This is a genomic window from Comamonas sp. 7D-2 (genome assembly GCF_022749555.1).
In the GTDB taxonomy this organism is placed as follows: domain Bacteria; phylum Pseudomonadota; class Gammaproteobacteria; order Burkholderiales; family Burkholderiaceae_C; genus Comamonas; species Comamonas thiooxydans.
The window spans coordinates 3487540-3510750 of sequence record NZ_CP094238.1; the positions used below are offsets into that span (position 1 = coordinate 3487540).

Below are 23211 nucleotides of genomic sequence, written 5' to 3' on the forward strand. Positions count from 1 at the left end.
TCGAATAAATCCATTTCTCTTTTAAATGGATTGCGTGTCCAATACGCAGCCATCGCGCACCGGACCGGTGCTTTGCATGGATGGCTTCAGTTCAAGAATATGTCTCGCCCCCGCTTTGTCCCCGATAACTTCACGCTGGCATTGATTGCCACCGTCGTCCTCGCCAGTTTTCTGCCCGCCTCGGGCCAGGTCGCCAAATATGTGGAACTGACCACCACCGGCATCGTCAGCCTGCTGTTCTTTCTGCATGGCGCCAAGCTCTCGCGCCAGGCCATCCTGGCGGGCATAGGCCACTGGCGCCTGCATATCTGGATCTTCATCGCCACCTTTGTGCTGTTCCCCGTGCTGGGGCTGGCACTGCGCCCGGTGCTTTCGCCCCTGGTCACCACCGAGATGTATGTCGGCGTGCTGTTTCTTTGCACCCTGCCCGCCACGGTGCAATCGGCGATTGCCTTCACCTCCATGGCGCGCGGCAATGTGTCCGCCGCCGTGTGCAGCGCGTCCGCCTCTACCCTGCTGGGCATTCTGGTCACACCGATTCTGGTGAGCCTGATACTGCACAAGAATGCGGAAGGCGGCGATGCACTGCATGCCATTGGCAAGATTGCCGTGACGCTGCTGCTGCCCTTTGTCATCGGTCACCTGATGCGCCCTGTGATCGGCGGCTTTTTGCAGCGTCGTGCCTCCATCATCAAGCTGGTGGACCAGGGCTCCATCCTGTTTGTGGTCTATGCCGCCTTCAGCGCTGCCGTCATCAGCGGACTGTGGAAGCAGACACCCCTGCCCTCGCTGCTGGGCTTGATCGTGTTGTGCTGCATTTTGCTGGCCGTCGTGCTCCTCATCACCACCTGGGGTGCACGCCGCCTGGGCTTCAGCAAGGAGGACGAGATCACTCTCGTGTTCTGCGGCTCCAAGAAAAGCATGGTCAGTGGTATTCCCATGGCCAATGTGCTTTTTCCCGCTGCCTCCGTGGGTGCAATCGTGCTGCCGCTGATGCTGTTCCATCAGATCCAGCTCATGGTCTGCGCCGTACTGGCGCAGCGCTATGCCAGGCGTGTGCAGATCGCCGATCAGAGCGAAGCTCATTAAGAGCACAAGACCCATAAAAAGGGGCGCTTCATGCGCCCCTTGTTCTTTTCACGGCAGATCCATCATTTCAAGTAAGCAGCGTCAGCGCGTTTTGCTGACGCAGCAGCTTCGCAGCCTCCGTATTGACGACATCGGTCACCACCACTTGAATTCCAAGCCCGGTCGCAGTCTCGACGATGGCCTGCAGCAGATGCAAGGCACCAGGGCTTTGCGCAGCCTGCTCCGAGAATTCACCACCCAGTTTCACATAGCGCAGCGGCAAGGTATGGAGCTTGGTCAGGCCCATGGGCTGCTGATCCAGGCGACGCAGCCCCACTCCCACGCCAGCCATTGCCATAGCCTGGCAAAATTCGGTGACTTCATCGGGATACGCCGCAAGTCCGTGCGCATCCAGCTCCAGACAGAGTAGCGGCAAGCGGCGTGCCCATCCCGGAGCGTTCAGCTCTTCGCGCAGCCGGCCCAGGAAGTCGGGCTGGGCCAGCGAGGGCAAGGAGATTCGAATGACCAGCTCGCAATCGTTCTGCTCAAGCCATGCAGACCCGAGGGCCACCGCTCGCAAATCGAATTCTGCCGACAAGCCCAGGCGCACGGCGACCGGCAGGAACAGCGACCCCATCAAGGTCTCGCCGGAAGCAGTGCGCAGCGAGAGCGACGCTTCGCCGCGCTCCTGCATCCCGTTTCGGCCTTTGAATTGCAGTAGTTGAACGGACAGGGAAAGCGCATCCTGTGCCTCCAGGGCGGCAATCAGCATCTGACGCCACAAGGTTTCCCCGGCCAGATCGGAAACCACCTCATCATCGCCGTAGGCTACATATTCCACCTCGGCCTGGCCCGAACTCTCGGCTCGCATCAGACCGTAGTCCAGCCGCGCAAGCACACCTGTTACCGAACTCGATGCCGAGTAATCGGTCAGGGCAAAGCTCCAGCGGCACCATTGGCCACTGCTCAAGGTCACACGCATGGACAGCAGCACCTGTCGGATCTGCTGCACCAGCGACATGGCCTGTGGCCCGGCCAGGGCCGGCATGAGAACCACAAAGTCCGAGCCATTGAGGCGCGCCAGTTGGGCCTTGCACTCGGCATGACTCTTCAACACCTGATTGACCTGTTCACCCATCGCAGCCAGCCATGCATCGGCACTGGCCCGGGACATCTGCGCATTCAGAGCCAGCAGATCACGCTGCCTGAACAGCATCACATGGCCATGTGCCGCAACGCCATCAGTTTCGCTCAGCGCGCGACGCAACTCATTGACAAAGTACTTGCGATTCGGCAGCTGAGTAACTGGATCAAGATTGACCTCCAGCTCCAGTGATTCGATACGCTCCATTTGCTCCTGCGCCGTAGCCTGCACCCGCTCTCGGGTGTCTGCAATGGCGCTGAGTACGGGCACCAGCTCGGCGACCGCGGCCTTGACGGGCTTCGCCGGTACCTCACTTCCTGCCTGACGTCCAATCGCCTGAACCTGTGCCGAGATTTCCTGCTGCAAGACCTTGCGAAACCATCTGAACAGCAAGACTACAAAGAAAGCCCAGGCCAGCCCGGCCAGCACCACCACACCCGCCAAGCGCACGCTGCTGCCCCACAGTGCCTGGCTCGCATAGCTGTTGTCCACAACCAGCGTCAATTGCCCAACCTGCTTCCAGCCATCGCTGATCACACGCTCTGCCTTTGGCGAACGCAGCGGCAGCACCTCCACAAACCACGGCGGAGCAGCGCCGTCCTGGAGCTTTGCAGCAGAGGCAGAACTATCGGTAATACCGTTGTCGCGCCTGCGCTCGAACAAGGTCTCGCCCTGCGGGGACGCCAGGCGGATCAGCTTGAACTGCCCGCCATCGAACAAGGCCATCATCAGCAGCTCCTGCGTGACCGGATCCTGGTTGGCCGGCTGCGACAGCGACAAGGCCAGCGAAGATGCGGCGTTCTCACTCTCGGACTGCAACTGCCCATCCAGATACTGGCGCGCAGCACCGATGCTAAAAGCCAGGGTGCCGATCAAGATTGCCACAATGGCCACCGTCACGCTGATCAAAAGTTGCTTTAACAACGACATCTTGCTGCCTTATCTGTGTCGACCATTCAACATGGCTCCGCTGCCCGCACCGCCAAACATGACATTCATGGCAAAAAACCTTCCTGCTTCATGCGCGCCAGCAGATCGCGCCAGCGCGTAATCCTGTCCACCGAAGCAGGCTGTGCGCCCGCGACATATACACCCTGTGCATTGAAGCTGAATACAGGAGTCAAGTCCTTGCGCTGGCTTGCCAGCATGATGTTGTCCAGCAGACTGTCCAGCACCAGCGGCTCGGCTGCAGGTGTCTCGTAATAGCCCAGCACCATATGCGCAATGCTCTGCGTACTACCCACGCCCCCCAGGCGGGCACGCACATAGATCAGGCGCAGTTTCTCTACTGCCACGCCCAGGCGCAGCAGCGAGAAATACTTGCCAATCACATAATCCTCGCAGTCTCCAGCCCCTCTGCCCAGGGTTTCAAGGGGTGTGGCCCAATAGTCAGACTGGGACCAGAGGACGCTGTCCTCCGACTGCAACACTGCGCGATTCCAGAACGTGTTTACGGCCGGCAACTGCTGCTGCAGCGACCTGTCTTTCTGGGCTTGCAGCATCGTCAGCCACTGACCCAGTCTCTGGACACCTGCAGCGCCATAACGAGACTGCATGCTGCTCTGCAGCCGCTCGCCGTCGAAATCCAGCGCGACGGCTTCAAACCCGTTCTGCAGCGCCCAGGCTCCGAGAATCGCCGAGCCATACAAAAGCATGCCTCTGCGCGACAGACGCTGCATTTTTTCCACGGGCTGTGGAAACAGGAGGCTAGGCGAAGTACTCAAGCGAGTTGCAAAAAGAGCAAGCGCGCAAGACATAAATTGCTTGAGACGCCTGTAAATATTGTGATGACTGCTATGAATCTTGAAAGGTCGATGAGAACGCAGTCAGGATTCAATGCTCACAAATGTAACCAATCAAGCAAGCTCTTGAAACAACCTGCCGATCACAGCCGAGCGAAGAGGCAGAAGACTTGATATTTCAAGACTTCTGCCTGACCTCGCCGGGGGCTGCTTATCAGCTGTGGTCGATCTTGAGCTTGCCTTGATCGATCAGCTCCTTGATCAAGGCGTTCTGATCCGCCGTGGTGGTCAACGAGTGCCCAGCGGTGAGATCCACTCCCTTGAACGTGATCAGTTGATCGTAGTTGGAGCCTGTAGCACCCAGATTCCCATTGGTGGAGACCTTGAGTACGGTATCTGCACCACTCTTGGAGAAGTTCAGGAACTGGGACAGATCCGAACTCTTCTCCTCCCCTTGGAGCAGATCATGCAGGTCCAGCACATCATTGCCATTGACGTCAGAGCCGCCCCTGCCAAAGTCATTGATCACATCCTTGGCAGGAGCATCAGGGGCTCCCTGATCTCCCTTGAGCCAGACAAAGATATCGTCGCCCGCTCCGCCGATCAGAATATCGTCGCCCTTGCCACCAATCAACGTGTCGTTGCCGGTTCCGCCATACAGCTTGTCGTTGCCGTCATCGCCCCACAAGACATCGTTGCCGCCCTGACCATAGATGATGTCGTCGCCCTTACCGCCGTGCAGTTCGTCATTGCCACCACGCGTGTCGCCCGGGACGTCGAACTGTCCCGGATTCTGCTTGATGAAGTCGTAGATCCGATCATTCGTCGGCGCGACGCCATCCAGTGCCGTGAGGTACTCCTTCAAGGAGTCGAGACCGCCACCATTGTGGGATCCCGCGGGATTGCCGGCCCACGCCAGGTGGTCGGTATTGATCGCGTCACCGAAGATGATGTCATTGCCGTCGCCACCGTAGACGGTGTCGTGGCCGACTTCAGCCGGATTGCTCGTGCTGCTGCCTCCCTTAAGCGCGACCGCCAGGTCGTTGGCGGTGTTGACGATGTCAATCGCGCCTGTTTTGCCAGAGACTGTATCCCACCCGTTGGGCTTCCCCCAAAAGTTCCAGCTATTGGGCAAAGTGATTTGGCCGTTGCCAGTGCTGTCTGTATTGTCGAAGAAGCGCAGGATGTTCGAGTCGATACCGGTTCCGATGCCGATACCATGCACCTTGCTTGCGTTGCTAAGCGATTTGAAGGCATCGACGGATTCCTTCATAGTGTCGTAATCAGTATCGTTACCAAGTCCGGACACCCACTTCTTATTGTTATTGCTGTAGTACTGCGTCGGGTTGCCGTCGGTCAGGAAGAACGTCAGGTTCTCGAACTTCACGCCACTCGGGTTCGCTTTGCCTTGGTCAGCAAACCATTTAACGGTAGCGTTGAACGCCGCCTCGTAGTTTGTGCCCGCGGTATCGCCGCTCTCAATCGTGAGTTTGTTGATCGCCTCGATCAACTTGTTCAGGTTGGCCTGCGTGAGGTTGTTGAACGTGATCGCGTCTTGGGCATGGGTCGCGAAGCCGATCAACGTTACGTTGACAACGCCGTCATGGTGCGCCAGATCGCCAGCAAGCTTGACCAACGCGTCCTTCACCAGCTGCATGCGGTTGACACCGGAACCCGATTGGGCGGACATGCTAGCCGAACGGTCCACCACCAGCGCAATGTTGTAGTTCGTGCCGGGGGTGACATTCGTGACGTAACCGCCGTTGTCCCCCAGGATGATGTCGTCGCCCGAGCCACCGTTTAGCGGCGGCTTGCCGCCGCTGCCGCTGTTCTCATTGCCATTGGTCACCAGGTGATCGGCGGAGATGACGAACTTGTGCTCGGCCGAGGTGTCGTTGCCGCCATTCGCCGTGCCGCCATTGTCCTTCACTTGGAAATTGAAGGAGCTGTCCTGCTTGTCGGCGCCCGGAGTGAACTTCAGCAGGCCTTGTTCGATGGCCGACTTTGGAATCTCCTGGCCGGCCGTCACCGGCTTGCCGTTATAGGTCATCGTGCCGCTGGTGGGCGGTTGGGTGATGATGACGCTTTGCAGGCTGTTGCCTTCGGCGCCATCGTCGAAGCGGAAATCATTCAGCGAGAAGACGTACTGGTTATCGCCAGCTTCCAGGTTCGCGGAGCCGTCCACGGTCGTGGGCGCGTCGTTGACACCATTGATAGTAATGGTGATGGTGCTGGTGGCCGAGCCGTCAGCGGATGCGACCGTGTAGGTCTCGACGATGCTCTCGCCCGCCTTCAGGAACTGGACGGCGGCGTTGTCGACGTTGTAGGTATAGGTGCCATCGGGCTTCATTACGATGACGCCCAGCGCTCCGCCCGCATGCGTGCTGCTGGTGAGCTTGAGGGTGGCTGTGTCGAAGGTCGACTGGCCCGCATCGGGGTCCGTGATCGTGACCGCACCCTTGACGGTGAGATTTCCGCCCGTGACGTTCACATCTTCAGTGACCGACTTCGCATCATTGGTCACGGTCGGCACGTCGTTGGTGCCATTGATCGTGATGGTGATGGTCGTGGTGCTGAAGTCACCATCTGAATCACGGATGGTGTAGGAGAACACGTCCGAGAGCTTGTCACCTTGCCCCAGTTCATTGACGCGCGGATCGCTGTTGTTCAGAGTGTAGGTATAGGTGCCATCGGCGTGGATGGTGATCTTTCCGTACACGCCGTTGACCTCGGTGTCGACGTTGCCTTCGATTGCCTTGTTCGGGTTGGCCGAACCCTTGGCCACGCCAACCACGGTGGTTACGTCTGCGCCCACGGCGTCTGCACCGGTGCCGGTGATGACGTTACCCGTGGCTTTCAAGGTCTTGTCTTCTGTCACGCTGGCCGTGTCCGGCTTTGCTTCGGGCGCGCTGTCGGTGATCTGGATGGTCAGGCTGCCGCTGCTGCCGTGGCCGCTAGCATTCTTGGCGGTCACAGTGAAGTCGTCATGCACACTATCCTTGCCGTGGGAGTGATCCTGGGATTTCCCCTTCTCAGTATAGGTGTAGGTGAGCTTACCGGTAGCTTGATCGTAGCCTGTTATCTTCAGCGTGCCCTTGCCTGTGGTCAGGCTGATAGGGTTAGCGTTCGTCGCCTTCGTGACGTCCACGCCATTTACGTCAACGCTCATGATGCCCAACGCTGCGGAGATCTGTATCGATCCCGAAACGGTGTCCCCAGTGGCTTCCGCCACCTTATTCGTTGCGCTCGTAACGGCGGACTCCGCGGCGGAGGTCACGTTGAAATGCGTGTTCACCTTGTCGCCGTCACCATCGGTCCCGGTCACCCCAACCGTGAAGTCCATCGGGCCGGCGGGAACGCTTTCCGTATAGGAGCCGGTCGTGAGGAAGGACATCTTGACGCCGCTGCCCGCGGTGATATCAATACTATCAAATTGAGAGAACGAGGGACTACCCTGACTCAACATCTCCTTCGTGATGTGGATGGAGCCAGTCGTATTGTTCACGGGTATGGCGATGACCTTGGAAACGCCATCGCTCCATATCGTGACATTGAGCGTGCCGCTTCCCTTGACTTCTGCGACATTCAGCGTGAAATCCGAGAGAGCTTTCCTGAAGTCCATGCGGAAGCTTTCGCCCGCATCGAAGGAGGGGTTTCCGATACCGAAAGAGTTTCCGTTGCCGAACGTGTTGGCGTTAAACACCTTCCCGCCGCCTGCGCTCAGCGTGGCATAACCGAGGTCATAGGTGGATTGGGGGTTGTTGCTGATCGAGGAAGCCAAGTCGATCGACGCGGTCGTCCCGGGCCGAGCCTCGTGCTGGGTGACGGTATAGCCCCCCTCCAGATTCAGGGTCACCGTGAAGATCTTGGTTCCGTTGGGCGAGAAAATGTCGACCGAAGACTTGTTGAGTTCGCTGGTCGTCCAACCTTGTGGCAGCTGACCGACAGACGATACGACCAGCGTAGCGCCCACGGCGTCGGCACCCGTATGGAATTCCAGAGTGCCGGTGGCGCTGGTGACGGCGTTCTCCATCACCGTATTGGTGACGGCGCCAAAATCCGGACTGTCATCCTCGATATTGATCGTGATGGTGCCGTTGCTGGTGGCGTGACCATCGCTGACCTGCACGCCGATGCCCAGCTGGAGCACGTCCTCGATGGAATTCTGCGGATGATCCACCTGGCCCGACAGGGTGACGGTGTAGGCGCCCGCGTCGGTCATCGTGACGGTGATGACGGAGTTTCCGTGGAAGTCCTTGCCGATCAGAGTGTGGCCATTGTCCGACAAGGTCCAGACGACAGGTTTCCCTTGCGAACTCAGGGCGTTGGCCGCCGGCTGCACCAGCTTGACGGTGTGGCTGTCGTTCACGTCCACATCGGCAATGGTCAGCTTGCCGGAGTAGGTAACGGCATCGGTCGTGTCCGTATTGCCCTGGTCGTCCTTCAGACCATGCGGCAACCCTTCTTCGGAAAGGTTGAGCGTGGCGCTGCTGATGGAGGGCACGTCATTGGTGCCGTTGATGGTGATGGTGATGGTGCTGGTGCCCGTGCCGTCAGCGGACTCGACCGTATAGGTCTCGACGATGGTCTGGCCTGCCTTCAGGAACTGGACCGCAGCGTTGTCGACGGTATAGGTGTAGGAGCCGTCGGCCTTGATGTCGATGGCACCGAGCTGGCCGCCGGCGTGCGTGCTGCCGGTGAACTTGAGGCTGCCGGTGTCGAAGGTCGACTCGCCATCGTCGGTGTCCGTGATGGTGACTGCGCCGTCCACGCTCAGCTTGCCGCCGGAGACGCCAGCGTCTTCGGTGACGGACTGCGCATCATTGGTCAGCTCCGGCACGTCATTGGTGCCGTTGATGGTGATGGTGATGGTGCTGGTGCCCGTGCCGTCAGCGGAGGCAACCGTGTAGGTCTCGACAATGGTCTGGCCGGCTTTCAGGAACTGAACTGCAGCGTTGTCGACCGAGTAGGTGTAGGTGCCATCAGCATGGATGACGATGGCGCCCAACTGGCCGCCGCTGTGCGTGCTGCCGGTGAACTTGAGGCTGCCGGTGTCGAAGGTCGACTCGCCATCGTCGGTGTCCGTGATGGTGACTGCGCCGTCCACGCTCAGCTTGCCGCCGGAGACGCCAGCGTCTTCGGTGACGGACTGCGCATCATTGGTCAGCTCCGGCAGGTCGTTGGTGCCGTTGATGGTGATGGTGATGGTGCTGGTGCCCGTGCCGTCAGCGGACTCGACCGTATAGGTCTCGACGATGGTCTGGCCTGCCTTCAGGAACTGGACCGCAGCGTTGTCGACGGTATAGGTGTAGGAGCCGTCGGCCTTGATGTCGATGGCACCGAGCTGGCCGCCGGCGTGCGTGCTGCCGGTGAACTTGAGGCTGCCGGTGTTGAAGGTCGACTCGCCATCGTCGGTGTCCGTGATGGTGACTGCGCCGTCCACGCTCAGCTTGCCGCCGGAGACGCCAGCGTCTTCGGTGACGGACTGCGCATCATTGGTCAGCTCCGGCAGGTCGTTGGTGCCGTTGATGGTGATGGTGATGGTGCTGGTGCCCGTGCCGTCAGCGGACTCGACCGTATAGGTCTCGACGATGGTCTGGCCTGCCTTCAGGAACTGGACCGCAGCGTTGTCGACGGTATAGGTGTAGGAGCCGTCGGCCTTGATGTCGATGGCACCGAGCTGGCCGCCGGCGTGCGTGCTGCCGGTGAACTTGAGGCTGCCGGTGTTGAAGGTCGACTCGCCATCGTCGGTGTCCGTGATGGTGACTGCGCCGTCCACGCTCAGCTTGCCGCCGGAGACGCCAGCGTCTTCGGTGACGGACTGCGCATCATTGGTCAGCTCCGGCAGGTCGTTGGTGCCGTTGATGGTGATGGTGATGGTGCTGGTGCCCGTGCCGTCAGCGGACTCGACCGTATAGGTCTCGACGATGGTCTGGCCTGCCTTCAGGAACTGGACCGCAGCGTTGTCGACCGAGTAGGTGTAGGTGCCATCAGCATGGATGACGATGGCGCCCAACTGGCCGCCGCTGTGCGTGCTGCCGGTGAACTTGAGGCTGCCGGTGTCGAAGGTCGACTCGCCATCGTCGGTGTCCGTGATGGTGACTGCGCCGTCCACGCTCAGCTTGCCGCCGGAGACGCCAGCGTCTTCGGTGACGGACTGCGCATCATTGGTCAGCTCCGGCACGTCATTGGTGCCGTTGATGGTGATGGTGATGGTGCTGGTGCCCGTGCCGTCAGCGGAGGCAACCGTGTAGGTCTCGACAATGGTCTGGCCGGCTTTCAGGAACTGAACTGCAGCGTTGTCGACCGAGTAGGTGTAGGTGCCATCAGCATGGATGACGATGGCGCCCAACTGGCCGCCGCTGTGCGTGCTGCCGGTGAACTTGAGGCTGCCGGTGTCGAAGGTCGACTCGCCATCGTCGGTGTCCGTGATGGTGACTGCGCCGTCCACGCTCAGCTTGCCGCCGGAGACGCCAGCGTCTTCGGTGACGGACTGCGCATCATTGGTCAGCTCCGGCAGGTCGTTGGTGCCGTTGATGGTGATGGTGATGGTGCTGGTGCCCGTGCCGTCAGCGGACTCGACCGTATAGGTCTCGACGATGGTCTGGCCTGCCTTCAGGAACTGGACCGCAGCGTTGTCGACGGTATAGGTGTAGGAGCCGTCGGCCTTGATGTCGATGGCACCGAGCTGGCCGCCGGCGTGCGTGCTGCCGGTGAACTTGAGGCTGCCGGTGTTGAAGGTCGACTCGCCATCGTCGGTGTCCGTGATGGTGACTGCGCCGTCCACGCTCAGCTTGCCGCCGGAGACGCCAGCGTCTTCGGTGACGGACTGCGCATCATTGGTCAGCTCCGGCAGGTCGTTGGTGCCGTTGATGGTGATGGTGATGGTGCTGGTGCCCGTGCCGTCAGCGGACTCGACCGTATAGGTCTCGACGATGGTCTGGCCTGCCTTCAGGAACTGGACCGCAGCGTTGTCGACGGTATAGGTGTAGGAGCCGTCGGCCTTGATGTCGATGGCACCGAGCTGGCCGCCGGCGTGCGTGCTGCCGGTGAACTTGAGGCTGCCGGTGTTGAAGGTCGACTCGCCATCGTCGGTGTCCGTGATGGTGACTGCGCCGTCCACGCTCAGCTTGCCGCCGGAGACGCCAGCGTCTTCGGTGACGGACTGCGCATCATTGGTCAGCTCCGGCAGGTCGTTGGTGCCGTTGATGGTGATGGTGATGGTGCTGGTGCCCGTGCCGTCAGCGGACTCGACCGTATAGGTCTCGACGATGGTCTGGCCTGCCTTCAGGAACTGGACCGCAGCGTTGTCGACGGTATAGGTGTAGGAGCCGTCGGCCTTGATGTCGATGGCACCGAGCTGGCCGCCGGCGTGCGTGCTGCCGGTGAACTTGAGGCTGCCGGTGTTGAAGGTCGACTCGCCATCGTCGGTGTCCGTGATGGTGACTGCGCCGTCCACGCTCAGCTTGCCGCCGGAGACGCCAGCGTCTTCGGTGACGGACTGCGCATCATTGGTCAGCTCCGGCAGGTCGTTGGTGCCGTTGATGGTGATGGTGATGGTGCTGGTGCCCGTGCCGTCAGCGGACTCGACCGTATAGGTCTCGACGATGGTCTGGCCTGCCTTCAGGAACTGGACCGCAGCGTTGTCGACGGTATAGGTGTAGGAGCCGTCGGCCTTGATGTCGATGGCACCGAGCTGGCCGCCGGCGTGCGTGCTGCCGGTGAACTTGAGGCTGCCGGTGTTGAAGGTCGACTCGCCATCGTCGGTGTCCGTGATGGTGACTGCGCCGTCCACGCTCAGCTTGCCGCCGGAGACGCCAGCGTCTTCGGTGACGGACTGCGCATCATTGGTCAGCTCCGGCAGGTCGTTGGTGCCGTTGATGGTGATGGTGATGGTGCTGGTGCCCGTGCCGTCAGCGGACTCGACCGTATAGGTCTCGACGATGGTCTGGCCTGCCTTCAGGAACTGGACCGCAGCGTTGTCGACCGAGTAGGTGTAGGTGCCATCAGCATGGATGACGATGGCGCCCAACTGGCCGCCGCTGTGCGTGCTGCCGGTGAACTTGAGGCTGCCGGTGTCGAAGGTCGACTCGCCATCGTCGGTGTCCGTGATGGTGACTGCGCCGTCCACGCTCAGCTTGCCGCCGGAGACGCCAGCGTCTTCGGTGACGGACTGCGCATCATTGGTCAGCTCCGGCAGGTCGTTGGTGCCGTTGATGGTGATGGTGATGGTGCTGGTGCCCGTGCCGTCAGCGGACTCGACCGTATAGGTCTCGACGATGGTCTGGCCTGCCTTCAGGAACTGGACCGCAGCGTTGTCGACCGAGTAGGTGTAGGTGCCATCAGCATGGATGACGATGGCGCCCAACTGGCCGCCGCTGTGCGTGCTGCCGGTGAACTTGAGGCTGCCGGTGTCGAAGGTCGACTCGCCATCGTCGGTGTCCGTGATGGTGACTGCGCCGTCCACGCTCAGCTTGCCGCCGGAGACGCCAGCGTCTTCGGTGACGGACTGCGCATCATTGGTCAGCTCCGGCACGTCATTGGTGCCGTTGATGGTGATGGTGATGGTGCTGGTGCCCGTGCCGTCAGCGGAGGCAACCGTGTAGGTCTCGACAATGGTCTGGCCGGCTTTCAGGAACTGAACTGCAGCGTTGTCGACCGAGTAGGTGTAGGTGCCATCAGCATGGATGACGATGGCGCCCAACTGGCCGCCGCTGTGCGTGCTGCCGGTGAACTTGAGGCTGCCGGTGTCGAAGGTCGACTCGCCATCGTCGGTGTCCGTGATGGTGACTGCGCCGTCCACGCTCAGCTTGCCGCCGGAGACGCCAGCGTCTTCGGTGACGGACTGCGCATCATTGGTCAGCTCCGGCACGTCATTGGTGCCGTTGATGGTGATGGTGATGGTGCTGGTGCCCGTGCCGTCAGCGGAGGCAACCGTGTAGGTCTCGACAATGGTCTGGCCGGCTTTCAGGAACTGAACTGCAGCGTTGTCGACCGAGTAGGTGTAGGTGCCATCAGCATGGATGACGATGGCGCCCAACTGGCCGCCGCTGTGCGTGCTGCCGGTGAACTTGAGGCTGCCGGTGTCGAAGGTCGACTCGCCATCGTCGGTGTCCGTGATGGTGACTGCGCCGTCCACGCTCAGCTTGCCGCCGGAGACGCCAGCGTCTTCGGTGACGGACTGCGCATCATTGGTCAGCTCCGGCACGTCATTGGTGCCGTTGATGGTGATGGTGATGGTGCTGGTGCCCGTGCCGTCAGCGGAGGCAACCGTGTAGGTCTCGACAATGGTCTGGCCGGCTTTCAGGAACTGAACTGCAGCGTTGTCGACCGAGTAGGTGTAGGTGCCATCAGCATGGATGACGATGGCGCCCAACTGGCCGCCGCTGTGCGTGCTGCCGGTGAACTTGAGGCTGCCGGTGTCGAAGGTCGACTCGCCATCGTCGGTGTCCGTGATGGTGACTGCGCCGTCCACGCTCAGCTTGCCGCCGGAGACGCCAGCGTCTTCGGTGACGGACTGCGCATCATTGGTCAGCTCCGGCACGTCATTGGTGCCGTTGATGGTGATGGTGATGGTGCTGGTGCCCGTGCCGTCAGCGGAGGCAACCGTGTAGGTCTCGACAATGGTCTGGCCGGCTTTCAGGAACTGAACTGCAGCGTTGTCGACCGAGTAGGTGTAGGTGCCATCAGCATGGATGACGATGGCGCCCAACTGGCCGCCGCTGTGCGTGCTGCCGGTGAACTTGAGGCTGCCGGTGTCGAAGGTCGACTCGCCATCGTCGGTGTCCGTGATGGTGACTGCGCCGTCCACGCTCAGCTTGCCGCCGGAGACGCCAGCGTCTTCGGTGACGGACTGCGCATCATTGGTCAGCTCCGGCACGTCATTGGTGCCGTTGATGGTGATGGTGATGGTGCTGGTGCCCGTGCCGTCAGCGGAGGCAACCGTGTAGGTCTCGACAATGGTCTGGCCGGCTTTCAGGAACTGAACTGCAGCGTTGTCGACCGAGTAGGTGTAGGTGCCATCAGCATGGATGACGATGGCGCCCAACTGGCCGCCGCTGTGCGTGCTGCCGGTGAACTTGAGGCTGCCGGTGTCGAAGGTCGACTCGCCATCGTCGGTGTCCGTGATGGTGACTGCGCCGTCCACGCTCAGCTTGCCGCCGGAGACGCCAGCGTCTTCGGTGACGGACTGCGCATCATTGGTCAGCTCCGGCACGTCATTGGTGCCGTTGATGGTGATGGTGATGGTGCTGGTGCCCGTGCCGTCAGCGGAGGCAACCGTGTAGGTCTCGACAATGGTCTGGCCGGCTTTCAGGAACTGAACTGCAGCGTTGTCGACCGAGTAGGTGTAGGTGCCATCAGCATGGATGACGATGGCGCCCAACTGGCCGCCGCTGTGCGTGCTGCCGGTGAACTTGAGGCTGCCGGTGTTGAAGGTCGACTCGCCATCGTCGGTGTCCGTGATGGTGACTGCGCCGTCCACGCTCAGCTTGCCGCCGGAGACGCCAGCGTCTTCGGTGACGGACTGCGCATCATTGGTCAGCTCCGGCAGGTCGTTGGTGCCGTTGATGGTGATGGTGATGGTGCTGGTGCCCGTGCCGTCAGCGGACTCGACCGTATAGGTCTCGACGATGGTCTGGCCTGCCTTCAGGAACTGGACCGCAGCGTTGTCGACCGAGTAGGTGTAGGTGCCATCAGCATGGATGACGATGGCGCCCAACTGGCCGCCGCTGTGCGTGCTGCCGGTGAACTTGAGGCTGCCGGTGTCGAAGGTCGACTCGCCATCGTCGGTGTCCGTGATGGTGACTGCGCCGTCCACGCTCAGCTTGCCGCCGGAGACGCCAGCGTCTTCGGTGACGGACTGCGCATCATTGGTCAGCTCCGGCAGGTCGTTGGTGCCGTTGATGGTGATGGTGATGGTGCTGGTGCCCGTGCCGTCAGCGGACTCGACCGTATAGGTCTCGACGATGGTCTGGCCTGCCTTCAGGAACTGGACCGCAGCGTTGTCGACCGAGTAGGTGTAGGTGCCATCAGCATGGATGACGATGGCGCCCAACTGGCCGCCGCTGTGCGTGCTGCCGGTGAACTTGAGGCTGCCGGTGTCGAAGGTCGACTCGCCATCGTCGGTGTCCGTGATGGTGACTGCGCCGTCCACGCTCAGCTTGCCGCCGGAGACGCCAGCGTCTTCGGTGACGGACTGCGCATCATTGGTCAGCTCCGGCACGTCATTGGTGCCGTTGATGGTGATGGTGATGGTGCTGGTGCCCGTGCCGTCAGCGGAGGCAACCGTGTAGGTCTCGACAATGGTCTGGCCGGCTTTCAGGAACTGAACTGCAGCGTTGTCGACCGAGTAGGTGTAGGTGCCATCAGCATGGATGACGATGGCGCCCAACTGGCCGCCGCTGTGCGTGCTGCCGGTGAACTTGAGGCTGCCGGTGTCGAAGGTCGACTCGCCATCGTCGGTGTCCGTGATGGTGACTGCGCCGTCCACGCTCAGCTTGCCGCCGGAGACGCCAGCGTCTTCGGTGACGGACTGCGCATCATTGGTCAGCTCCGGCACGTCATTGGTGCCGTTGATGGTGATGGTGATGGTGCTGGTGCCCGTGCCGTCAGCGGAGGCAACCGTGTAGGTCTCGACAATGGTCTGGCCGGCTTTCAGGAACTGAACTGCAGCGTTGTCGACCGAGTAGGTGTAGGTGCCATCAGCATGGATGACGATGGCGCCCAACTGGCCGCCGCTGTGCGTGCTGCCGGTGAACTTGAGGCTGCCGGTGTCGAAGGTCGACTCGCCATCGTCGGTGTCCGTGATGGTGACTGCGCCGTCCACGCTCAGCTTGCCGCCGGAGACGCCAGCGTCTTCGGTGACGGACTGCGCATCATTGGTCAGCTCCGGCACGTCATTGGTGCCGTTGATGGTGATGGTGATGGTGCTGGTGCCCGTGCCGTCAGCGGAGGCAACCGTGTAGGTCTCGACAATGGTCTGGCCGGCTTTCAGGAACTGAACTGCAGCGTTGTCGACCGAGTAGGTGTAGGTGCCATCAGCATGGATGACGATGGCGCCCAACTGGCCGCCGCTGTGCGTGCTGCCGGTGAACTTGAGGCTGCCGGTGTCGAAGGTCGACTCGCCATCGTCGGTGTCCGTGATGGTGACTGCGCCGTCCACGCTCAGCTTGCCGCCGGAGACGCCAGCGTCTTCGGTGACGGACTGCGCATCATTGGTCAGCTCCGGCACGTCATTGGTGCCGTTGATGGTGATGGTGATGGTGCTGGTGCCCGTGCCGTCAGCGGAGGCAACCGTGTAGGTCTCGACAATGGTCTGGCCGGCTTTCAGGAACTGAACTGCAGCGTTGTCGACCGAGTAGGTGTAGGTGCCATCAGCATGGATGACGATGGCGCCCAACTGGCCGCCGCTGTGCGTGCTGCCGGTGAACTTGAGGCTGCCGGTGTCGAAGGTCGACTCGCCATCGTCGGTGTCCGTGATGGTGACTGCGCCGTCCACGCTCAGCTTGCCGCCGGAGACGCCAGCGTCTTCGGTGACGGACTGCGCATCATTGGTCAGCTCCGGCAGGTCGTTGGTGCCGTTGATGGTGATGGTGATGGTGCTGGTGCCCGTGCCGTCAGCGGACTCGACCGTATAGGTCTCGACGATGGTCTGGCCTGCCTTCAGGAACTGGACCGCAGCGTTGTCGACGGTATAGGTGTAGGAGCCGTCGGCCTTGATGTCGATGGCACCGAGCTGGCCGCCGGCGTGCGTGCTGCCGGTGAACTTGAGGCTGCCGGTGTTGAAGGTCGACTCGCCATCGTCGGTGTCCGTGATGGTGACTGCGCCGTCCACGCTCAGCTTGCCGCCGGAGACGCCAGCGTCTTCGGTGACGGACTGCGCATCATTGGTCAGCTCCGGCAGGTCGTTGGTGCCGTTGATGGTGATGGTGATGGTGCTGGTGCCCGTGCCGTCAGCGGACTCGACCGTATAGGTCTCGACGATGGTCTGGCCTGCCTTCAGGAACTGGACCGCAGCGTTGTCGACGGTATAGGTGTAGGAGCCGTCGGCCTTGATGTCGATGGCACCGAGCTGGCCGCCGGCGTGCGTGCTGCCGGTGAACTTGAGGCTGCCGGTGTTGAAGGTCGACTCGCCATCGTCGGTGTCCGTGATGGTGACTGCGCCGTCCACGCTCAGCTTGCCGCCGGAGACGCCAGCGTCTTCGGTGACGGACTGCGCATCATTGGTCAGCTCCGGCAGGTCGTTGGTGCCGTTGATGGTGATGGTGATGGTGCTGGTGCCCGTGCCGTCAGCGGACTCGACCGTATAGGTCTCGACGATGGTCTGGCCTGCCTTCAGGAACTGGACCGCAGCGTTGTCGACGGTATAGGTGTAGGAGCCGTCGGCCTTGATGTCGATGGCACCGAGCTGGCCGCCGGCGTGCGTGCTGCCGGTGAACTTGAGGCTGCCGGTGTTGAAGGTCGACTCGCCATCGTCGGTGTCCGTGATGGTGACTGCGCCGTCCACGCTCAGCTTGCCGCCGGAGACGCCAGCGTCTTCGGTGACGGACTGCGCATCATTGGTCAGCTCCGGCAGGTCGTTGGTGCCGTTGATGGTGATGGTGATGGTCTGAGTCGCTGTGCCGCCGTGGCCGTCGTCGACGGTCACGGTGATGGTGTCGGTGACCTTCTGACCTTCGGCCAGGGCCTGGACCTTGGGATCGTCGTTGTTCAGCACATAGGTCCACTCGCCGTTCTGGTCGACCGAGAAGCTGCCGTACTGGCCCTTACCTTCGTTGCTGACGCTCCAGCTGTGGGTATCGGTGATGTCGACATCGGCCACGTCGAGCTTGCCGGTGACCACCGACACGCCGTCTTCGGCCAAAGCGCCATCGGCCTTGCCGGTGAGGGCGGGGTCGTCGTTGGTGCCAACGATGGTGACAGTCAATGTCGCAGAAGAACTGGCGCCGTCTTTATCGACCAGGGTATACGTAAAAGTTTCGACCAGGGTCTCACCCACACCCAATGCCTGCACAGCATTCAAGCTGCTATCAAGCTGATAGCTGTAGCTGCCATCGGAGTTGAGGGTAATCTTGCCGTACAGCCCTTGATCTGCGCCGACCAGAACAACTCGATGCTCTGTGAGGACCCCTTCGCCCAATTTGTCGTTGGCGAGCACATTGCCTTGCAAGGCGGATACCGCATCTTCGAAGATCACACCCGAATCAGCACTTGCCTGGGGAATGCTTGTGACAGGCTGAGGCGGCGTAACTTGATCCGTGTTGTCCGCCAAAACGCCCACCCCACTAAAAAGTGGAAGGACGGTAGTCGCTGGTACAGGACGTCCATACTCCAGCGCCAGCGGCGACACTGCCTCAATGATGCTGGAAAGGCGCACAAAAGTGCTGCCACCCTCGCTGCCGCCCGACAATGTGGCCGCCGTGGGATCCAGCTCATCGAACGGATCCTGGCCGGCATTGATGGCCGCAATGATCTGGTCAATCTGCGCATTCGCGGGGCTCGCCACAGCCGCCTCTTCCACGGTGGGCGGCTGAATCAGGTCCGCAGTGAGATGCACGTCCTGGTTCTCGCCCACCATCAGCGGTGGCTGACCATCCGCCTGCAGTTGCACGGTGCTGCCGGAAGCCGTCACTATCTCGGCGTCGGCGGGAATACGCATGCCTTCACGGAGCGCCGTCAGATTGCCATCAGAACCACGCATCCAAGCCTGGCCAGTGAGTTTGGTAACGAGAACGGTTTGAGCTGCCATGAGGGTCTGCCTATCCAGTCAGATTAAAAAGTGAAGGTGCACAAAGGCACCTCTCCAATATTTCAGCTGAATGGTAGAAGCCAAGGCCCCACGACACTATTGGCGCCAAAGCCAATCGGGATCTGTTTTATTCGATCTCTGCTGCTGTAAATCAAAAAAAGCCTGAAGCCTGCATATTGCAGGCTTCAGGCTTTTCAGCAACAGGCACTCCAGAGGAAAGAGGTGACTATGTATTCATCAGCGGCCCCAAAATCAGGTTCAAGCCAGTTGCTTGCGCCCGATACCGTGAACCTTCAGGGTCAGCGCCAGCCGATCCTGTACCTGCAGCTTTTCAAAAACCGCAGACAGATGGGCGCGCACGGTACGTTCGCTGATGGACATACGTTCGGCGATCTCCGCATTGCTGTCACCCAGCGATGCATAGCGGGCAACCTCCTGCTCTCGTGCAGACAATGGCTCGGCCCAGTCCGACTCATGCTCAGGCAGACGGGCATCCACATCGCGCAACAAGCGCTGCAACAGAGAACGTCCAAGCCAGATGTTGCCGCCGGCCATACTTTGCAGCATCCGTGCCAGCACCTCCGGGTTCGATTGCGCATGGGCGTAGCCCGATGCTCCGCGGGACAGCAGGTTTCGACCCTCCTCATCGCTGGGGCGGTTGCTGAGAACCAGAACCTGAAGATCCTTCAGCAGCTCAATCCAGCGGGCCGCAGTCGACTCGGGCAAGGATGGCAGGGCTGCATCCAGCACCACCACGGTACGACCTTGCTGCTTCCAACGTTGCAAATCGGCCAGGCTCTGGCCGCGCGCAGGCATCCACTGAGGGCCTGCGATCTGCTGCCATTCCTGCCACAGCGTGGCATCCTGAGTCAGCATCAATACAGGCAAGGCATTCATAGAGTTCCTTTGTAATTGTTGGCGATCCATGAACTAACGTTCGATCAATGCATTGGACTTGGCACGCAGAATCGGCTTGAGCAGATACTGCATCAAGGTGCGCTTGCCCGTGAGGATATGCACCTCGGCCTGCATACCGGGAATGATGGGGCGCGAGTCATCGCCCACGTGAGCCTTCTCCGTGCGCACCTTCACGACATAAAAGGAGTTCCCCTTTTCGTCGGTAACGGTGTTGGCACCGATCTGCTCCAGCTTCCCCTGCAGGCCTCCATAGATGGCAAAGTCATAGGCCGTGAACTTCACTTCGGCCTGCTGACCAAAATGCAGGAAGCCGATATCGCGTGGATTGATCTGCACTTCCATCAACAAGGTGTCATCCAGCGGCACGATGTCCAGGATGTCCTTGCCCGGCTGCACAACACCGCCGACGGTATTCGCCATCAAGGTGTTGACCGTGCCGCGCACGGGCGAGCGCACTTCGGCCAGCTTGACGCGATCCTCCAGCGCCACCTTGCCTTGCTCCAGGGTGCCCAGTTTGGCCTGGGTTTCCGAGAGCTCGGAGCGAGACTGATTGCGCATATTCAGCTCCGACTCCTGAATCTTGCGCTCCGCCTCCTGAATCGCAGCCTGAATGCGCCCGATCTGCGCACCGGCCGCCTTGGCCTCGCCACAGAAGCGAGCCACATCACGTTGCAGGCGCAGCAAATCCACTTCGGACACTGCTCCACTCTTGAGCAAGGGGCGAGTCACCGAAAGCTCTTCGGACGTCAAGCTGCAACTGGAGGAAGCCTGGTCACGGTTGGCCTGGGTTTCGCGCAGCTCCTGCTGACGTTGGCGCAACTGGTCACGCGCAATATTGACGTTGGTATTGAGCTCCTGGGAGCGGCTCTCCCACATGCGCCGCTCCATCTCCACCAACTGAGGCGCCAGAGCCTGCACATCTTCCGGAGCCTTGAAAGGCTCGCCCGATGCCAGGGCCTGAAGACGCGCGGCCTTGGCCTTCAATGCCAGAAGTTCGGCCTTGTTCTCGCCCAGGGACGAACTGTAGCGCGTTGGATCGATGCGCAAGATGACCTGACCCTGCTCCACATGCTCGCCGGGGTGCACCAGAATTTCCTTGACGATGCCGCCATCCAGGCTCTGCACCACCTGAACCTGACGCGAAGGAACCACCTTGCCCTGGCCTCGCACCACTTCATCAATGCGACCCAGGCAAGCCCATAGCAGCAGAACCACCACGGTGACCAGAGATACCCATATCAACAGACGCGAACCACGCGCCTGCTGCTGCCCTGCAGCCCACTGCGCATCGGCCTTGAGGTCATCCGGCTGATGCGTTCCGACAACCTCGCTGCCGTCAAGCAGCCATCGCTCCAGTCGCGTCCAGCGCGTCTTGAGCGCATCCTTGAAGCGCGACGGCTTTTTTTGGGGTTTGGACTCGCTCATGCTCGCCCTCCTACTCCACCAATCCGCCCCTGCTTCAGGGCTTCGATCACCTGATCCTTGGCTCCATCGGCAACAATTCTGCCGCCGTCAATCACGATCAGCCGGTCAACCAAGGTCAACAAGGCCGTGCGATGAGTGACCAGCAAAATGGTCTTGCCCTGGGAGGCCTCTTCCAGACGACGTTTGAGTTGTGCCTCGCTCTGGTTGTCCAGATTGCTGCTAGGCTCGTCCAGCAGCAATATGGCCGGGTCGTTGATCAGGGCACGAGCGACAGCAATGGATTGGCGCTGGCCGCCAGAAAGTGACTCGCCCCGCTCGCCAACCAACATGTCGTAGCCCTTGGGATTGCGCGCCGCGAAATCATCCACACCCGCAATGCGTGCCGCATGCAGCATGTCTGTCTCATCCGCGAATGGCGCACCCACCAGCAGGTTGTGCTTCAAGCTGCCATAGAACAGCATCGGGTCCTGCGGCACATGCCCGATGGCCCGACGCAGATCCACCGGGTCTATCTGACGGGCATCCATACCATCGATCAGAACCGAGCCTTCACTGGGCTGATACAGACCCAGGACCAGCTTTTCAAGCGTGGTCTTGCCCGAGCCGATACGCCCAATGATGCCAACCCGTTCGCCGGGTCGGAGCGAAAAGCTCACTCCCGAAAGACTGGCCTGCTCGCTTCCCGGATAGCTGAAGCTGACATTGCGAAACTCGATAGCGCCACGCAGATCCGGACGTGAGACGAATTCGCGCTCAGCTTCGTGCTCGACCGGCATCTTCATATAGTTGTCAATGGAATTGAGCGAGGTGCGCGCATTGTGAAACTGCATCATCAGCCCCGCCACCTGACCAAAGGGTGCCAGACAACGCCCTGCAATCATGGAGGCTGCAATGATGCCGCCCATGGAAAGCGACGCATCCTGCACCTGATACACGCCGATGACGACCACGGCTATGGTGACCAGTTGCTGCAAGGTCTGAACGAAGTTCACCGTACCGGACGAGATGAACTTGATCTTGCCCCCCATGTAGGCAATGTACTGAGTGGAGCTCTCCCACAGACGCTGCACTCCGCTTTGGGCATTGAGCGTCTTGACCGCCTCCAGATTGGTCAGCGACTCCACGAGCAGCGCGTTGCGCTGAGACGAAGCCTGAAAGGTCTTGAGCGTCAGACTCTCCATGCGTGCCTGGGCCCAGAAGGAAACCAGCAAGATCGCGGCAATCGCCACCACAGGCGGAATCAGCATCCAGGGCGAAACCCATGCAATCGCCACCAGAAACAGAAGCACAAAAGGCAGATCCACCAAGGTCGTGAGACTTGCAGACGCAATGAAATCACGAACCGACTCAAACGAGCGCAGATTGGCCGCAAACGAACCGACGGATGCGGGTCGGCTCTCCATGCGCAAGTCCAGAACGCGCTCCATGATCTGCGCGGACAGCTGCACATCCACACGCTTGCTCGCGGCATCCACAACATAGGCACGCGTCGTCGTCAGCACAAAGTTGAAGATCAGCACCAAAGAAATTCCGATAGCCAACACCCACAATGTTTCCACCGCGTTGTTGGGCACCACCCGGTCATACACGTTCATGCTGAACAAGGGCATTGCCAGTGCGAAGACATTGATGAGTACGGCTGCCAGCAAGGCATCGCGGTACAGGCGCCGATTCTCCAGGATCACCGCCCAGAACCAGTGACTGCTGCGAGGCTCCATGCCTTGCTGCACGGAGCGCGGCTCGAAGCGGAACTGCGGACGCACAAAGCACATCAGCCCCGCGTAGTCCTGCAGCAAAGCCTGGGCCTCTACCTCGACCGGACTCTCCGACTCCGGATACTGCAACAGGAAGCGACCGCTCTCCAGCGCTCTGAGCAACAGACAGGCACGGTCTCCATGGAGAATCAGAATTGCCGGCAGCAAGCCCTGAGGAACATCGTCAAGACCGCGCTGCACGATACGCGTGCTGAACTGCGCGCGAGCCGCAGCCCGAGCCAGCAATGAAGGCGTCAGGCGCTGATCCACCAACGGCAGACCATTGCTCAGTGCCTGCGCGGTGTAGGGCTTGCCATGCAGGTTGGTGAGCTGCACCAGGCAATCCAGCAAGGGATCCGCATGGGTCTCATGGGCCGGCATGCGCCAGTCCCCCGCCGGTGCATGCGCCGA

Annotated in this window: 7 protein-coding genes; 1 reads left to right on the forward strand and 6 read right to left on the reverse strand. The window is 60.9% G+C overall.

Annotation, left to right across the window (positions count from 1 at the left end):
• Window positions 1–99 precede the first annotated feature (99 nt).
• Complete coding sequence (locus tag MPZ60_RS16070) at window positions 100–1089, forward strand: bile acid:sodium symporter family protein (RefSeq protein WP_034358571.1); 990 nt, start codon at window positions 100–102, stop codon at window positions 1087–1089.
• A gap of 67 nt (window positions 1090–1156) precedes the next feature.
• Here MPZ60_RS16070 and MPZ60_RS16075 read toward each other — a convergent pair whose 3' ends face one another.
• The 6 genes from MPZ60_RS16075 to MPZ60_RS16100 all read right to left on the reverse strand — a co-directional run bounded on the left by MPZ60_RS16075 (window position 1157) and on the right by MPZ60_RS16100 (window position 23181).
• Complete coding sequence (locus MPZ60_RS16075; protein WP_034358573.1) at window positions 1157–3142, reverse strand: LapD/MoxY N-terminal periplasmic domain-containing protein; 1986 nt, start codon at window positions 3140–3142, stop codon at window positions 1157–1159.
• A 65-nt stretch (window positions 3143–3207) separates the two neighbouring features.
• Entirely contained in the window at window positions 3208–3891 is a 684-nt protein-coding gene (locus MPZ60_RS16080) for a transglutaminase-like cysteine peptidase (RefSeq protein WP_052057665.1), read from the reverse strand.
• 277 nt (window positions 3892–4168) lie between these two features.
• Complete coding sequence (locus tag MPZ60_RS16085; protein ID WP_242899876.1) at window positions 4169–18703, reverse strand: VCBS domain-containing protein; 14535 nt, start codon at window positions 18701–18703, stop codon at window positions 4169–4171.
• A gap of 258 nt (window positions 18704–18961) precedes the next feature.
• Complete coding sequence (locus tag MPZ60_RS16090; protein ID WP_034358891.1) at window positions 18962–19600, reverse strand: response regulator transcription factor; 639 nt, start codon at window positions 19598–19600, stop codon at window positions 18962–18964.
• A gap of 33 nt (window positions 19601–19633) precedes the next feature.
• On the reverse strand, window positions 19634–21046 hold the full coding sequence (locus MPZ60_RS16095) for an HlyD family type I secretion periplasmic adaptor subunit (protein WP_012838971.1): 1413 nt from the start codon (window positions 21044–21046) through the stop codon (window positions 19634–19636).
• Entirely contained in the window at window positions 21043–23181 is a 2139-nt protein-coding gene (locus MPZ60_RS16100; RefSeq protein WP_052057675.1) for a type I secretion system permease/ATPase, read from the reverse strand. The genes MPZ60_RS16095 and MPZ60_RS16100 overlap by 4 nt, the downstream gene beginning before the upstream one ends.
• Window positions 23182–23211: the final 30 nt, after the last annotated feature.

Bases quoted from the DNA above. Each gene is read 5' to 3' on its own strand.
- MPZ60_RS16070 (WP_034358571.1), top strand. From the start codon at position 100: ATGTCTCGCCCCCGCTTTGTCCCCGATAACTTCACGCTGGCATTGATT.
- MPZ60_RS16075 (WP_034358573.1), bottom strand. From the start codon at position 3,142: ATGTCGTTGTTAAAGCAACTTTTGATCAGCGTGACGGTGGCCATTGTG.
- MPZ60_RS16080 (WP_052057665.1), bottom strand. From the start codon at position 3,891: ATGCAGCGTCTGTCGCGCAGAGGCATGCTTTTGTATGGCTCGGCGATT.
- MPZ60_RS16085 (WP_242899876.1), bottom strand. From the start codon at position 18,703: ATGGCAGCTCAAACCGTTCTCGTTACCAAACTCACTGGCCAGGCTTGG.
- MPZ60_RS16090 (WP_034358891.1), bottom strand. From the start codon at position 19,600: ATGAATGCCTTGCCTGTATTGATGCTGACTCAGGATGCCACGCTGTGG.
- MPZ60_RS16095 (WP_012838971.1), bottom strand. From the start codon at position 21,046: ATGAGCGAGTCCAAACCCCAAAAAAAGCCGTCGCGCTTCAAGGATGCG.
- MPZ60_RS16100 (WP_052057675.1), bottom strand. From the start codon at position 23,181: ATGCCGGCCCATGAGACCCATGCGGATCCCTTGCTGGATTGCCTGGTG.